The organism is Mesorhizobium sp. B2-4-14 (genome assembly GCF_006442155.1).
Classification (GTDB): domain Bacteria; phylum Pseudomonadota; class Alphaproteobacteria; order Rhizobiales; family Rhizobiaceae; genus Mesorhizobium.
Map to the genome: position 1 here is coordinate 1 of NZ_VFVA01000005.1, position 14143 is coordinate 14143.

Consider the following 14143-nt stretch of genomic DNA (forward strand, 5'->3'; position numbering starts at 1 on the left):
ATGTTCGATCCAACCGAATGCTGGAACTATCTCAAACAGGCAGGCTACGTTGCATGTTAATCGCCCGATGCTCTAGAACAGGCCTTCGATCTGGCCAGCCTCGTTAAGGAAGATCTTTTCCGAGGACGGCGCCTTGGGCAGGCCCGGCATGGTCATGACCTCGCCGCAGATGATGACGACGAAGCCGGCACCCGCCGAAAGCCTGACCTCGCGCACCGGCACGGTGTGGCCGGTCGGCGCGCCGCGCAGGTTCGGGTCGGTCGAGAATGAATACTGGGTCTTGGCCATGCAGACCGGGAGGTTGCCGTAGCCAGCCTGTTCCCAGGCATGCAACTGGTCGCGCACCGACTTGTCGGCGATCGCTTCGGAGCCGCGATAGATGCGCTGGACGATGGTGTTGATCTTCTCGAACAGCGGCATGGCGTCGGGATAGAGCGGCGCGAACTGCGAGGCGCCGGATTCGGCCAGTGCCACCACCTTATTGGCGAGGTCCTCGATGCCGGCCGAGCCGTTGGCCCAGTGCTTGCACAGGATCGCCTCTTCGCCCATCGAGGCGACATAGTCCTTCATCGCCTGAATTTCGGCGTCGGTGTCGGAATAGAAGTGGTTGATGGCAACCACCGCCGGCACGCCGAACTGCCTGATATTCTCGATGTGGCGGCCAAGGTTGGCGCAGCCCTTCTTCACCGCCTCGATGTTTTCCTTACCAAGGTCTTCCTTCTTGACGCCACCATTCATCTTCATGGCGCGCACGGTGGCGACGATGACGGCAGCTGCCGGCTTGAGGCCCGCCTTGCGGCACTTGATGTCGAAGAATTTTTCAGCACCAAGGTCGGCGCCGAAGCCTGCTTCGGTGACGACATAGTCGGCGAGCTTCAGCGCCGTCGTGGTGGCGACGACCGAGTTGCAGCCATGCGCGATGTTGGCGAACGGGCCGCCATGGACGAAGGCGGGGTTATTTTCCAGCGTCTGCACCAGGTTGGGCTGCATGGCGTCCTTGAGCAGGACGGCCATGGCGCCGTCGGCCTTGAGGTCGCGGGCATAGACCGGCGACTTGTCGCGGCGGTAGGCGACGATGATGTCGCCGAGGCGCTTTTCCAGATCCTTCAGGTCGGTGGCAAGGCACAGGATGGCCATGACTTCCGAGGCGACGGTGATGTCGAAACCGGCTTCGCGCGGGAAACCGTTGGCGACGCCGCCGAGCGAGCAGATGATCTCGCGCAGCGCCCGGTCGTTCATGTCCATGACGCGGCGCCATACGACGCGGCGCGTGTCGATGCCGAGCTCGTTGCCCCAGTAGATGTGGTTGTCGATCAGCGCCGACAGAAGATTGTGCGCGGTGGTGATGGCGTGGAAGTCGCCGGTGAAGTGGAGGTTCATGTCCTCCATCGGCACGACCTGCGCGTAGCCGCCGCCGGCGGCACCGCCCTTGACGCCGAAATTCGGGCCGAGCGAGGCCTCGCGGATGCAGATGATGGCCTTCTTGCCGATGCGGTTCAGGCCGTCACCAAGGCCGACGGTGGTGGTCGTCTTGCCTTCGCCGGCCGGGGTCGGGTTGATGGCGGTGACCAGGATCAGCTTGCCGTCCTTGTTGCCCTTCACCGACTTGATGAATTCGGCTGATATCTTGGCCTTGTCGTGGCCGTAGGGCAGCAGATGTTCGGTCGGGATGCCGATCTTCTGGCCTATCTCCTGGATCTGCTTTTTCTTAGCGCCACGCGCGATCTCGATGTCGGACTTCACTTCGGCCATGACGGCTTTCCTCTGGATTGGACGGTGGAGGGGACGGGGTTGATGTCGCTCGCAAGAAGGCTGGAACCGGACGCGCGGGCATCTAACCCTGTCGCAGCCGTGGCGTCAACTTTCATGCAACTATGTTTCCTATGAAGAAAATTCATCCGCGGCCGGCCGACCTCTCCTCGGTTCTTTCTGGCTCCGCTTGCCGCGCCGTATAGAAGCCAGAGCAGGGGCGTCTCCGCCGTCTCAAAACAGCCGCACAATGCACGGAATGCGACAGAAGCGACGGCGCAAATTCGCCATTACCGGAGGTTGTAGCCGAACAGCGTTACTGCGTCAGCACGTTGCTGATTTCAACCATGTTGGAACGCACCCGAAGCACGTAGAAGCCCATGGTCGTCAGATGTGTCGGCAGCAGCCAGCCATCCTCCCGGCCGTTGGCGATGATGAAAGGCTGGATGCGCAGCGCCGAGACGAACTGCGCGTCCATCGTGTCCCACAGGCTCTGCAGGTGCTTTTCCTTGATGACGCCCTCGAAATCGGCCTGGGCGCCCTTCATCAGGCCATAATAGGCATAGAGCTGGCCATAGGCGAACCAGTAGCGGTCGTCGGCACGGAAGTCGAACCAGCCATTGTTGTGGTTTTCGGCGCGCTCCTTGAGGATGGCCGAGGTCGAGCCGATGTCGCTGGCGATGCGATCGATATATTGCTTCAGATTATCCGCGCGGGCATCGAAAGTCGCCTGGCAGGTGGCGAGGCGGGCGTTGAAAGAGCGCAGATTGCCCATCGCGCGCCGATACATGCTAGGCGTGGTAGCGGTCATGCCGTTGCGGCTGATATACCAGATGGACTCGTCATACTGCAGCTGGCCGCGGGCATCCTGGAGATTGGTGTCGATCTGCGAGGTGGTACGCACACGGCCGAGGTTGTCGGCAAGCTCGGTGGCTGTGCGCCGCACCGCCTGATTGATGCCGCGCTGGAACGAAGCCTTGTTGTCCATCCATGGCGTGTCGTCCCAGTCGATGCCGAACAGGCCGAGTTTGTAGAGGACCATCGACGAGACCCAGGCGTTCTGATTGACGTTGAAGTCGATCAGGTCGGCGGCAATCTGAGCGATGCCGGAGTTGCCGCAGGTCTTTGCCGTGTCGGTGCCGGCGCCGGCGGCAACCTGTTCGCCGGCGGAAACATTGCGTTTCTCGAAGCTGTAGGTGTCGGGATAGTTCGGGTTGAAATTGCGCCACCATTGGGTGGCGTAGAAGAAGTTGGCGTAGAGGCCGACAAGCACCAGCAGCGCGAGGGCGACCAAGGCCTTGAGGATCCAGCCGCGCTGCGTGTACCAGCGCCCGGCCCACATGAACGGCCACAGGATGACTCCGATGACGAGGCCGATGCCGCGGCCGATCCATTGGAAAATCCGGGTGAAAAAGTTCACGATCGGATCGAGCATGGCTGTGTCACCCCTCAGTCAGTCAGGCCGTAGAGGCGCGTGCGAAACGCCACTTTGTCCTTCAAATATGTGGTTTTCAGAACGTCGACAACATGCGATCGCCAGGCGTCGCTGAAGCCGTCATAGTCCTTGTAGAATCGGTCCTTGTTGAAGATGTAGCGCGAGACGAAGTCCGCCGGCACGAAATCCGAAATCAGCCTGTTGGTCAGCCAGGCGTCGGGATGGTCAGGCTTGGCGCGGATTACCAGGAAACGCTGCCGCGGCAGGACGTCCTCGATCTTGAGATGGCCGAGCTGGGCGATCTCGCGCTTGGCGGCGTTGAGGAAGGGGAAATTGCCGTCCCTGGTGATCAGGTCGGCATGGCTCTGGATCCAGGTCTGCAGCCAGATCTTGTCGACATCGGTAAGGTTGCGGTTCGGCTCGGCGTCACGGATCAGCGTGCGCACCACCATCTCGGCGCGGTGTTCGAGATAGCCGGACGCCTCGATCCAGGAAGCGCGGGGCAGCTCGACGCGGCCGGTGGCGGCCAGGAACTTGAACACCTTGTCGGCATCGTTGATCGAGAGATAGCTCACCTGCCATGGCCGCGAGCGGCGAAAGCCGGGGGCGGCCGGGTCGCTGATCACGGTCGTCATGTCGGGATCGACGAAGACATAGAGTCCGCCGAAATGGCTGGTCCAGTAGGCGCTATGGCGGAAGATCACCTGGTCGGGCACCAGCGCGTTCTCGCGGATGTCGCCGCAGACCTTGGCCAGGTCCACCATGCGGGTCAGCATCGCATTGTCGCGCCAGGCGTCGGGTTCCTGTTTCAGCCGGTCGACGAGCTTGCCGAGTTCGGCGGCCTTGCCCAGCACATTCTCGGCCGACAGCACCTTGAACTCGACCTGGTTGATCGACAGCAGATCCTCGATATCGTTGACCTTGGGAACGGAGTCCTCGATCTCGCCGTAGATGACGTCCTTGATGGTCAGCGCGTCGATGGCGCGCTGGTTCCTGGTCATGAACTCGAACATCAGCTGCGAGGTGTTGGAGAAGGCGGTGTGCACCACCGGCAGGTCGATCTGCGAGGGCGTCAGGATGATGAAGCGGGGATTGACCTCGTTGGGGTCGAGATAGTCATAGTCGCCGCACTCCTCGGCCACTTCCGGCGAGAAGCCGGTGCGGTCGATCTGGAAGCTCTCCAGCCTGGTGGGCTCGAGGCCGAAGGCGGCAAGCGCCTTGTTGTAGCGCTGGATGAGATGCGGCTCGTCGACTGTAAGCAGCCGGCCGTAGATCAGCTCATTGTCGCGGAGGAGGTCAGGTTTTTTGCTGATCATGTTGAAGGGTCCGAGGGGCTTTGCCTGATAAGGCGAAGCGCCAACGCTGACGCCTCCCTCTCCCCGTCCTTCACGGGGAGAGGGTAAGGGTGAGGGGCAGCGCAGACGGTCAAAGACATGTCTCCCCATAGCCCTCGGCGGCAATAAATCGAAGGTCGTGCGTGTCGATATTGCGCTCCAAGCGCTGCTCAATAGCAGCCAATAGCGTTTCGAGCACGGCTTCCCGATCTTTCAAAACATCGATGTTCCAAAAACGTAGGATAGACCAGCCATTTGAGACGATGAAGCGATCCCTCGCCTGATCGTATTTGTTGCCCGCATGCTGGCTTCCATCGACCTCCACAATCAGCTGGCATTCTCTACATGCGAAGTCAGCAAAGAAGGTTCCTATCGGAAACTGCCGCACGAATTTATGGCCGTTTAGCCTGCGGTCGCGCAATTCCGTCCAAAGTGCGCCTTCGGCATCGTTGTCCGACTGGCGCAGACGTCTTGCCCGTTTTGTTGTCGCGATTTTCGGTCCACGCATGCGCCGCCCCTCACCCTTACCCTCTCCCCGTGAAGGACGGGGAGAGGGGGCGTCAACGTCGGCCTCTCGTCCTTCGACGTTGTGATTGCAGCCTGTCCATCGATGGTTCACGGGAGAAGGAAGCTCACGCATTCCAAAGCCCCTTCTTCTTCATCTCCTCCATCTCGCGGGCCGCGCGTTCGCGCAGGCGGGTGTCGCGCAGCAGTTTTTCCACCGCGGCATCGTCGGACTTGTCGGAATAGCGGAACTCGCTGTCCGCGTAGCGGTTGATCTCCTGCATCACCATGTCCATCGAAAACGGCCCGCGCAGGTCCTCGATCATCGCCTTCTTGTCGTCGTAGCTCTTGTGCATGAAGGCTTCGGGCTTCTCGAACCAGTCGTCGGGAAGTTCGATGTCCATGGCGCGCATCTTGATGGCGTCGGTGATGTTCTTGATGGCGCGGCCGGTGAAGCGTGGCTCGGCATCCTTGATCAGGCGCAGATAGGTGCCGATATCGGCCATGGTCCTGGGCGCGCCGTTCTCCTTCATGTAGCGTTCATAGACCCGCATCAGCCCGTCCTCCCGCGGCTTCTCGTGCTGCTCATAGGCTTCCGCGACGGCGCGCTGGATTTCCTGTGCTGCGTAGAGTTTGTGGTCGCCCAGCGGAATCTTGTGGTTCTTGCCGGCGAGAAGGACAAAAATGTCGATGTAGTCGTCGCGCGTCTGCGGTCCGTCGACCAGCCAGCGGGCGCCGGCGCGCTGGCGCAGCGCGTCGTCGACATTTTCAGGATAGTTGGAAAACATGCCGAACGAGCAGTTGCCACGCACGACCGTGGACGCTCCTCCGAAGGCGTCCATCAGGACGCCGGTGATTTCCTGCTGGCCGGCCGAGGCGCGGTCGTCGGAGCGGCGCGCCGCCACCTGGTCGATGTCGTCGATAGTGCCGAAGCCGATGACGCGCGGATTGAGCACATTGTTGATGAACTGGCGGCAGTTCTGGCCCGACTTGCCTTGATAGGACGAGATCTGGTCGACACCGAAATTCTCATAGGCGAAGGGGTAGCCTGCGACCTGGCAGTAGCCGTTGACAAGGCCGGCGATCATCTGGATCAGCGTCGTCTTGCCGGTGCCGGGCGCACCGTCGCCGATGAAGGTGAAGAGGAAGCCGCCAAGCTCGACGAAAGGATTGAGTTCGCGCTCGAAATCATAGGCCATCAGCATCTTGGCCAGCTTGACCGACTGGTATTTGGCGATGTGGTTGCCGACAACCTCTTCGGGCTTCTTGAAGGTCATCACCAGCGGCTTGGAGCGCTTGCCAGGCGCAACATCGAAACCGTCGAGGGTGAAATCGTCGACGTCGATGCGGATATGGGCGTTCTCGAATGGACCAATGCCGTCGAAGCGGCCCTTGCGCGCAAGCAGCCCGTCTATGGCGACACGGGCGAAGGCACGGGCGCGAGTCATCAGGTCGGCATCGTCGGACGAGCCTGCTATCGCCTTGTCCAGGCCGGCTATGATCGACTTCACCGCATCCTGGGGTGTGTCGAAGAGAAAATCCGGCTCGGGGATGTCATTCGGCGCCTCGCCGTCGCTGTCGATCAGCTGGAACAGGTAGGAGGCGAGGCTGAAGGCCGAAATGTAGGCCGAGGCCGACAGCAGCTTCTTGAAGATGGCGGCATCGTTGCCTTCGAGGGGCGCGCGGGCATTTTTCGCCTGCAGGCTTTCGAGATCCGAGCCCTCGGCAAAAACATCCGATATCGCCAGCGCGATCGCCGTGCCACGCCGGGCGCGAAACAACAGCGTGTGTTGCAGGATGGTGAGCAACTGGTCGTCGGGATGGACGGCGCCGACGGTCTTCGACAGCTCGACCTCGCGTGTGCGGCGCACCGAGCCGACCGACACCGTCGAGACGAAGCGGCGGTTGGTGCCGGCCAATGCCGTGCCGGATTCGCGCGAGGGATCCTCCAGCACGACGATGCGGGTGATGAAGCTTTGCGCGGTGGCGCGGTGCTTCTCGATCGCCGCTTCCGGGATGGTGGTCAGGCCGGTGTCCATGAAGGATGCTCCGTGGTGTGGCGGTCAGACGTCCGAGATCACCTGTCCGTTGGACAGGATGTGGACCTTGTAGCCGCCAAAGATCTTCTGCGCCTCGCCGGCGGCGTAGAGCGCCTGGTAGGCCTCGTGCGGGATCAAGGCATGGTTCTCGTAGCTCGACACGCCCTGGCGCGCGGCTTCCAAATCGTCGGTGTTGATGAAGAATTCCTGGGACGACGGCTCGCTCGACCAAAGGCCCCTGCGGCCGGGCTTTTCGCTCTTCGAATAGACTTCCTGGATGGTCCAGGTCAGCAGCCAGGCATTGTCGGGCTTGCGAACCTTGGCCAGCACTTCGGCGACGACAGAATTGTTCTCGGTGATGCCGGCCGAATAAAAGGGACCGAGCACCACGCGGCGCAGCTGCTTGGGATGCAGCTCGGGGAAATCCTTGTCGAGGTTGACCGCGATGGTGGCCGGCGACAGCGTGTAGGCGGAGTTCTTCTCGGTGAAATCGTCGAAACGGTGGGCAAGCTCGGGATTGAGCAGGCCGTCGACGGGCAGCGGGATGTCGACCTTGTCGTTGAGCTTGCCGTTCCTGTCGACGAGCTGGTGGATCATGTTCTCGGATGAGTCCTCCACCGTCGCCATGTAGACCAGCGGCAGGTTGGCGCTGCCGTCGAAGGTCGCCCAATGGACGAGATAATAGGGCCGCGCTGTCTTCGGGTTGACCGAAACATTCGCGGTTTGCGCCAGCATGAACGGGCCGAAGGTTTGCTCGCTCTTGACGTCCTCGAGGTAGAGCCGCTCAGCCATCGACCGCTGCAGCGCCTCGGGGAATTCCTTGTGGCGCAGGATGAAGTCCGCCATCTCCTCGCGCAGTTCGCTGGCCAGTGGGATGTTGGCGAGCCGCGCGTCGGCCTGGCGGCGGTCGTTTTCCAGTTCGAGCAGGTTCTGGAACACCGGGAAGCCGCTTTCGGCGCGCGAAATGCGAAACGTGTCCATGAAGCCCAGCCGGTTGCGCCAGCAGGAGAAGGACTTGTCGAGCCGGGCGATATATTCGGCGACGACCCTGGCGACGATGCCGTGCCGGTAGAGCGGCGAACGGTCGTCGCGCATGAACACTTCAAGGCCGCTGAGCGCTGCCGTGATCGCCGAGAAATACCGCGCCGCCGCGTCGTTTTCGGAGGTCATGCTATCGGCCCTGGATTGTCGCACCGGTGCGCGCGGCAATTATGACTGCACGTAATTGGCCGAATTGTGCTTCTTCAGCACCTCGTCGAAGCGGCGGGCAAAGGCGTCGTCCGCGAGCTTCTTGCGGCGCTGGATGTCGGCGGTGGCGACCATGTTCTTCTCGTGCATCTCAAGCAGATCGCCGATGTGCTTCTGCGAGGCGGCGCCAATGCCGGCCATGGTTTCCTCGGCCGTGTTGTCGACCTGGCTGCCCAGCGTGTTGATCTTGTGGGCAACGTCCTGCTGGGCTGCGGTCTTCAGCGAATCCTCCAGCGCCTTGTAGAGCACGATGCGCTGCTCGGTATCGATGGTCAGCTTGTTGATCAGCGTCGACTGCGCGGCGATCTGGTTGTTGAGCGAATCGACGAAGGTCTGGAACATCGAGGTGTAGCGCTCCAGCGTCTGGCTCTCAGCCAGCAGTTCCTGCTCCTTGGCCTGCTTCTCATTGTATTCGGTGGCCAGTTTCGACCGCTCGCCTTCGAGCTGGGTGCGATCCTTCTGGCTGGTCGAGGCTGCGATCTTGTTCTCGATGTCGAGCAGCATCGGGTTGAGCTCCTCGATGCGTTTCTGCACGGCTTCGAGATTCGTCATGGTGGTCTTGCGGCGCTCGATCACTTGCGACAGGCTGGCCTCGGAGGTCTTGTAGCGTTGGTCGAGAATCTCTTTCTGCGCCTTGAGGATGCCGACGATGGTGTCGGACTTGGCCAGCAATTCCTGCAGATTGCCGGCCAGCGACATGTTGCGGACGCGGTCGGTGCGCATGCGCTGCTTGCGCTGCGCCGAAAAGACGCCGACGAAGTTCTCCCAGCCGGTATAGTTCTTCATGCTCTCGAATTCGGCGCCGAAGACATTGGTCGCGTCCTCGAGCCCGATGATCAGGTCGGCGATGTTGCCTTCCATCACCTTCTGCTGTTTCAGCACGTCCTCGATGCGGGCGTTCTCGATGTCGAAATTGGCGTCGCCGATCTTCTTGTCCGATGTGGCGAGCGTGTCGAGCATGGTGCCGGACTGCTCGATCCTGGCCCGCATGTCCTGGACGACCTGCTTGGTCTTGGCAATTTCGGCGTCGAAATCCTGCAATGTCGCCATAAGGGCCTCCCACTTCGGCATCAGGTCGCTGGTCGCGAACAGCGGCGAATATAAGTGGGGCATCCGGGGATTGAAAGGCGCGACGACAAGGGCGGAGCGAAAACAAAATATCCGGCCGCGCCCTTGAAAACCAATGGAGCCGTGGTCATAGCGTGATCAACTGGCCAGCCAGTCGTAGTTCAGCTGATTTTGAACTTTCATGCCGGCAAAGCAATCAGTCTCCGCCGAGGCGGATGCCCTCCGAATTCGACAAATAACTGACCAGTTGCAGCCGGCTCAGGGTTTTGGGTCGGCCTTCAGATAGGCAATGACGTTGGCGATGTCGTCATCGCTGCTGAGGCCAGCCATCCTGTTGCCGGGCACCTTCAGCCTGGGCGCCTTGAGGTATTCGGCAAGATTCGCCTCATCCCAGACAAGACCGGCGGCGCCAGCGCTTTTCATGGCCTCCGAATAGTGGCCGAGGAAGCTTTCGGCGGTTCCGGCCGTGCGGCCGACGACACCCATCAGATGCGGGCCGACCTTGTCGCGGTCGGTAGCCGCTTCATGGCAGGCAACGCACCGGTTGAAGACGTGCTTGCCCAGCACCGGGTCACCGCCAGCATGAGCGGCAAGCGAGGTGACAAGCAGAAGGGTGCTGGCTGACAAAACGGCTCGAAGCATGGCTGACCCGGGGAGCTCTGGCTGACGGCCTTGTAGGACGGAGGCCTTAACAAACGCTGCATCGGCAGATCGGGGGCGATGCGTGGTCCGCGCGCCAGGTCAGGCCCTGGTGAAGCCGATAAAATCGTCGGGCGCGGCGCGGCCCATTTCCTCTTCCCAGTGGCGGCGGCAGAGCGAGACATAGACGTCCTTGCCGATCGCCACCTGTTCGCCCTGGCGGGCAACCTTGCCGTCCGGGCCGAGGCGCACGACCATCGTCGCCTTGCGGCCGCAGCGGCAGATGGTGCGGACCTCGCGCAGCTCGTCGGCGATCGCCAGCAAGGCGCGCGAGCCGGGAAACAGCTTGCCTTGGAAATCGGTGCGCAGGCCGTAGCACATGACTGGGATGTCGAGCCGGTCGGCGATGCGGGCGAGCTGCCAGACCTGCTCCTCCTCGAGAAACTGCGCCTCGTCGACGAAGACGCAATGGACGGCGCTGCGCCCGTGATGTTCGGCGACGCGGGCGAACAGATCGTCGCCGTCACGGAACATCTCGGCCTCGGTCTCCAACCCGATGCGCGACGAGATCAGGCCACTGTCGCCCTTGCTATAGTGGCCGGCGACGAACAGCATGGTCGTCATGCCGCGCTCGCGATAATTGTACGATGCCTGCAAGAGCATGGTCGTCTTGCCGGCATTCATCGTCGCGTAGTGGAAATAGAGCTTGGCCATGCCGCTCTTTTAAGCCGACTTGCCGCGGTGCGGGGAGGGCCTGCCGCCGCATTCCCCTGAAAAAGCCGTCACGGGCCGGCGCCGACAAGGTCAGGCCGGGTCGGCATAGCGTCGGCCGTGTCGCTGATTGGCCAGCCCGCGCCGTTGATCGTGATTGCCTTGATGCTTGAAACCGCACGAGAATGGTGTTTGGCTGACGAAACAAGGCGGGCAGAAAAACCGTAACTTTGCCTCGCCAAAGAATCGCAATGGGAGAAAGTACATGTCGCGTATGAATTCTTTCGTCGCCGGCCTCGGCCTGGCGGCTTTCCTGTCCACGAGTGCCGCCTTTGCCGGCGATCCGGCGAGTTGCAAGACTGTTCGTCTCTCCGATGTCGGCTGGACCGACATCCAGGCCACCACCGGCCTCGCCTCGGTGCTGCTTACCGCGCTCGGCTATGAGCCGAAGGTCATCCAGCTGTCGGTGCCGGTGACGATGGCGTCGCTCAAGAACAAGGACCTCGACGTCTTCCTCGGCAACTGGATGCCGTCGATGACCAACGACATCAAGGATTACACCGCCGACGGTTCGGTCGAGACCATCAGCACGAACCTGACCGGCGCCGGTTATGGCATCGTCGTGCCGACCTATGTCGCGGATGCCGGCGTCAAGTCGCTGACCGACCTCGGCAAGTTCAAGGACAAGTTCGACGGCAAGATCTACGGCATCGAAGCCGGCAATGACGGCAACCGCATCATCCTCGATATGATCAAGAATCCGAAAGACAACCTCGCGGGGTTCGAGCTGGTCGAGTCCTCGGAGGCCGGCATGCTGACGCAGGCCGAGCAGTCGATGAAGAACAATGAGTGGATCGCTTTCCTCGGCTGGACGCCGCATCCGGTGATGGGCGCCATGAAGATCACCTATCTGGACGGCATGGGCGACAGCGGCTTCGGCGCGGCCACCGTCTATACCAATGTGCGCAAGGGCTACACAACCGAGTGCCCGAATGCCGGCAAGTTCATCGCCAACCTGAAGTTCAACCTCGACATGGAAGGCCAGATGATGGACGCCATCCTGAAGGGCGGCGACGCCCAGACGGTCGCGACCGACTGGCTGAAGAAAAATCCGGACGCGGTCAAGCCATGGATTGCCGGCGTCACCACCTTCGACGGCGGCGATGCGGCGGCGGCGGTCAAGACCGCGCTTGGAGGTTGAGCCGGCTTTGATTTCGGCATGACCGAAAGAAAAGGGCAGCCATCTGGAAAAGGCTGCCCTTTTTCATATGCTGTGACAAGATGACGTCGCGACAGTACGGAGCCAAAGACAGAGCTCCGGCGGAAGAGGGGTGAGATGGATCCGATTTCCAAATTCATGGTCGATCACAAGATCCCGATCGGCGCCTGGGGAAAGTCGTTTTTCGGTTTCCTCACCGACAATTTCGACACCGTCTTCAGAGCTTTCTCCAACGGGCTCAATTTCATCCTCGACGGGCTGGTCAACCTTTTGCTGATGGTCCCGCCGGTGCTGCTGGCGCTCGTCATCGCCGTCATTGCCTGGCTGCTGCAGCGTTCGCGGCCGCTCGCCGTTGCCGTCTTCCTCGGCCTGATCTTCATCATCAACCAGAACCTCTGGAAGCAGACGGTGCAGACGCTGGTGCTGGTCGTCGCCGCCGCCGCGATGGCGATGGCGATCGGCGTGCCGCTCGGCATCTGGGCGGCGCACAAGCCGAAGGTCTATCGCGTCATGCTGCCGGTGCTCGACCTGATGCAGACGCTGCCGACCTTCGTCTACCTGATCCCGGTGCTCACCCTGTTCGGTCTCGGCAACGCGCCCGGCCTCATCGTCACCATCATCTTCGTCATCCCGACCGCTGTCCGGCTTACTCATCTCGGCGTCGTTTCCGTGCCAAAGTCGATCATCGAGGCAGGCGAGGCGTTCGGCGCCACCAAGCACCAGCTCCTGTGGAAGGTGGAATTGCCCTCGGCCCTGCCCACCATCATGGCGGGGCTGACCCAGTCGATCATGCTGTCGCTGTCGATGGTGGTGTTCGCCGCCCTGATCGGCGCCGGCGGCCTCGGCACCGAGATCAACCGCGCGCTCGGCTCACGCCGCATTGATCTCGGGCTTGAGGCAGGCCTGGCCATCGTCGTTCTCGCCATCGTGCTCGACCGGATGACCCGCATTGGCGTTGGAGGCAAGAAATGACCGTCGCCGTTGATTTCAGGAACGTCGACATCGTCTTCGGCGCCGACCAGGCGGGCTCGCTGGCGATGATCGACAAGGGCGCGACGCGCGCCGAGATCCTCGAGAAGACCGGCAATGTGCTCGGCTGTGCCGGCGCCAGCCTGACCGTGCACGAGGGCGAGATTTCCGTGCTCATGGGTCTGTCCGGTTCGGGCAAGTCGACATTGCTGCGGGCCGTCAACCGCCTGAATGTCGTCTCGCGTGGACAGGTCCTGGTCAAGGACGGCGACCGCACGGTCGATGTCGTCACCTGCGACGAGCCGACCTTGCGGCGGCTGCGGCAGAAACAGGTGGCCATGGTGTTTCAGCAGTTCGGGCTGCTGCCTTGGCGCACGGTGGAGGAAAATGTCGGCCTCGGTCTCGAACTCGCCGGCGTGCCGGACGCCGAACGCAAGGAACGTGTGCACAGGCAGCTCAAGCTGGTCAATCTCGACCAGTGGTCGAAGAAATACGCCCATGAGCTGTCGGGCGGCATGCAGCAGCGCGTGGGGCTGGCGCGCGCCTTCGCCACCGAGGCGCCGATCCTGTTGATGGACGAGCCGTTCTCGGCGCTCGACCCGCTGATCCGCACCAAGCTGCAGGACGAATTGCTGCAGCTGCAGGCGGAATTGAAGAAAACCATCATCTTCGTCAGCCACGACCTCGAGGAGGCGCTGAAGATCGGCAGCCATATCACCATCATGGAGGGCGGCCGCATCGTCCAGACCGGCGCGCCGGAGGACATCGTGCTCAGGCCCGCCAACGACTATGTCCGCGATTTCATCGCCAATGTGAACCCGCTATCGGTGCTGACCGCCTGGAACGTGATGCGCGACCGCCGCGACCTCGAACACGGCACGGACGGCTGGGTGTGGCTCGACCGGCGCAAGACGACGCGCTTCAAGATCGACGAGCATGGGCTGGTGGCGGCGGCCGAACGCGACGGCAAGCCGGCGGTGTGGGTGTCCTGCGCCGATGTCGAGAGACAGCCGGAGGAGAGCGCCCAGGTGTTCTGGGCCAATCCCGGCACGTCGCTGAAGACAGTGATGCTGGCCATGCACCGTTCGCAGACGGCACCGGTGGCGCTGTTCGACGACCAGTCGCGTTTTGTCGGCGCGATCGGCATCCGCGACGTGCTGAGCGCGGTGCTGCGGCGATAGAGCAATTCCAGGAAAAGTGTGAAACGGCTTTCCGTCTGGAATTGGTC

General features: G+C 61.9%; 12 protein-coding genes. 3 read left to right on the forward strand and 9 right to left on the reverse strand.

The genetic code is table 11. The features are described 5' to 3' along the window. Positions 1-72: 72 nt before the first annotated feature. The 9 genes from FJ938_RS06080 to FJ938_RS06120 form a co-directional block, all read right to left on the reverse strand. Entirely contained in the window at positions 73-1752 is a 1680-nt protein-coding gene (locus FJ938_RS06080) for a formate--tetrahydrofolate ligase (RefSeq protein WP_140692086.1), read from the reverse strand. Positions 1753-2065: 313 nt separating this feature from the next. Further along, entirely contained in the window at positions 2066-3184 is a 1119-nt protein-coding gene (locus FJ938_RS06085) for a DUF2333 family protein (protein ID WP_140610761.1), read from the reverse strand. A 14-nt stretch (positions 3185-3198) separates the two neighbouring features. Beyond that, positions 3199-4500, reverse strand: a complete 1302-nt coding sequence (locus FJ938_RS06090; RefSeq protein ID WP_140692088.1) for a DUF6638 family protein — start codon at positions 4498-4500, stop codon at positions 3199-3201. A 109-nt stretch (positions 4501-4609) separates the two neighbouring features. Next, a complete protein-coding gene (locus FJ938_RS06095; protein WP_140610759.1) occupies positions 4610-5026 on the reverse strand; it encodes a DUF559 domain-containing protein in 417 nt (138 codons plus the stop codon). Between the two features lie 124 nt (positions 5027-5150). Continuing rightward, positions 5151-7061: an ATP-binding protein gene (locus FJ938_RS06100; protein ID WP_140610758.1), complete on the reverse strand. Its 1911-nt coding sequence runs from the start codon at positions 7059-7061 to the stop codon at positions 5151-5153. Positions 7062-7085: 24 nt separating this feature from the next. Next, entirely contained in the window at positions 7086-8231 is a 1146-nt protein-coding gene (locus FJ938_RS06105) for a hypothetical protein (protein WP_140692090.1), read from the reverse strand. Between the two features lie 39 nt (positions 8232-8270). Next, entirely contained in the window at positions 8271-9359 is a 1089-nt protein-coding gene (locus FJ938_RS06110) for a hypothetical protein (protein ID WP_140692092.1), read from the reverse strand. 276 nt (positions 9360-9635) lie between these two features. After that, positions 9636-10019, reverse strand: coding sequence for a cytochrome c family protein (locus FJ938_RS06115; protein ID WP_140692094.1), 384 nt, complete (start codon positions 10017-10019; stop codon positions 9636-9638). Between the two features lie 99 nt (positions 10020-10118). Continuing rightward, entirely contained in the window at positions 10119-10730 is a 612-nt protein-coding gene (locus FJ938_RS06120) for a thymidine kinase (RefSeq protein WP_140692097.1), read from the reverse strand. A gap of 262 nt (positions 10731-10992) precedes the next feature. Between FJ938_RS06120 and FJ938_RS06125 the strand changes: the two genes are divergently transcribed. The 3 genes from FJ938_RS06125 (at position 10993) to choV (ending at position 14096) form a co-directional block, all read left to right on the forward strand. Next, a complete protein-coding gene (locus FJ938_RS06125; RefSeq protein WP_140610754.1) occupies positions 10993-11928 on the forward strand; it encodes a choline ABC transporter substrate-binding protein in 936 nt (311 codons plus the stop codon). Positions 11929-12063: 135 nt separating this feature from the next. Continuing rightward, positions 12064-12918: a choline ABC transporter permease subunit gene (gene choW, locus FJ938_RS06130; protein WP_140692099.1), complete on the forward strand. Its 855-nt coding sequence runs from the start codon at positions 12064-12066 to the stop codon at positions 12916-12918. Continuing rightward, positions 12915-14096 carry a choline ABC transporter ATP-binding protein gene (gene choV, locus FJ938_RS06135; RefSeq protein WP_140692101.1) on the forward strand — a complete coding sequence of 394 codons (1182 nt, stop codon included), beginning with the start codon at positions 12915-12917 and terminating at the stop codon, positions 14094-14096. The genes choW and choV overlap by 4 nt, the downstream gene beginning before the upstream one ends. The last annotated feature ends 47 nt before the right edge of the window (positions 14097-14143 follow it).

Bases quoted from the DNA above. Each gene is read 5' to 3' on its own strand.
- FJ938_RS06080 (WP_140692086.1), bottom strand. From the start codon at position 1,752: ATGGCCGAAGTGAAGTCCGACATCGAGATCGCGCGTGGCGCTAAGAAA.
- FJ938_RS06085 (WP_140610761.1), bottom strand. From the start codon at position 3,184: ATGCTCGATCCGATCGTGAACTTTTTCACCCGGATTTTCCAATGGATC.
- FJ938_RS06090 (WP_140692088.1), bottom strand. From the start codon at position 4,500: ATGATCAGCAAAAAACCTGACCTCCTCCGCGACAATGAGCTGATCTAC.
- FJ938_RS06095 (WP_140610759.1), bottom strand. From the start codon at position 5,026: ATGCGTGGACCGAAAATCGCGACAACAAAACGGGCAAGACGTCTGCGC.
- FJ938_RS06100 (WP_140610758.1), bottom strand. From the start codon at position 7,061: ATGGACACCGGCCTGACCACCATCCCGGAAGCGGCGATCGAGAAGCAC.
- FJ938_RS06105 (WP_140692090.1), bottom strand. From the start codon at position 8,231: ATGACCTCCGAAAACGACGCGGCGGCGCGGTATTTCTCGGCGATCACG.
- FJ938_RS06110 (WP_140692092.1), bottom strand. From the start codon at position 9,359: ATGGCGACATTGCAGGATTTCGACGCCGAAATTGCCAAGACCAAGCAG.
- FJ938_RS06115 (WP_140692094.1), bottom strand. From the start codon at position 10,019: ATGCTTCGAGCCGTTTTGTCAGCCAGCACCCTTCTGCTTGTCACCTCG.
- FJ938_RS06120 (WP_140692097.1), bottom strand. From the start codon at position 10,730: ATGGCCAAGCTCTATTTCCACTACGCGACGATGAATGCCGGCAAGACG.
- FJ938_RS06125 (WP_140610754.1), top strand. From the start codon at position 10,993: ATGTCGCGTATGAATTCTTTCGTCGCCGGCCTCGGCCTGGCGGCTTTC.
- choW (WP_140692099.1), top strand. From the start codon at position 12,064: ATGGATCCGATTTCCAAATTCATGGTCGATCACAAGATCCCGATCGGC.
- choV (WP_140692101.1), top strand. From the start codon at position 12,915: ATGACCGTCGCCGTTGATTTCAGGAACGTCGACATCGTCTTCGGCGCC.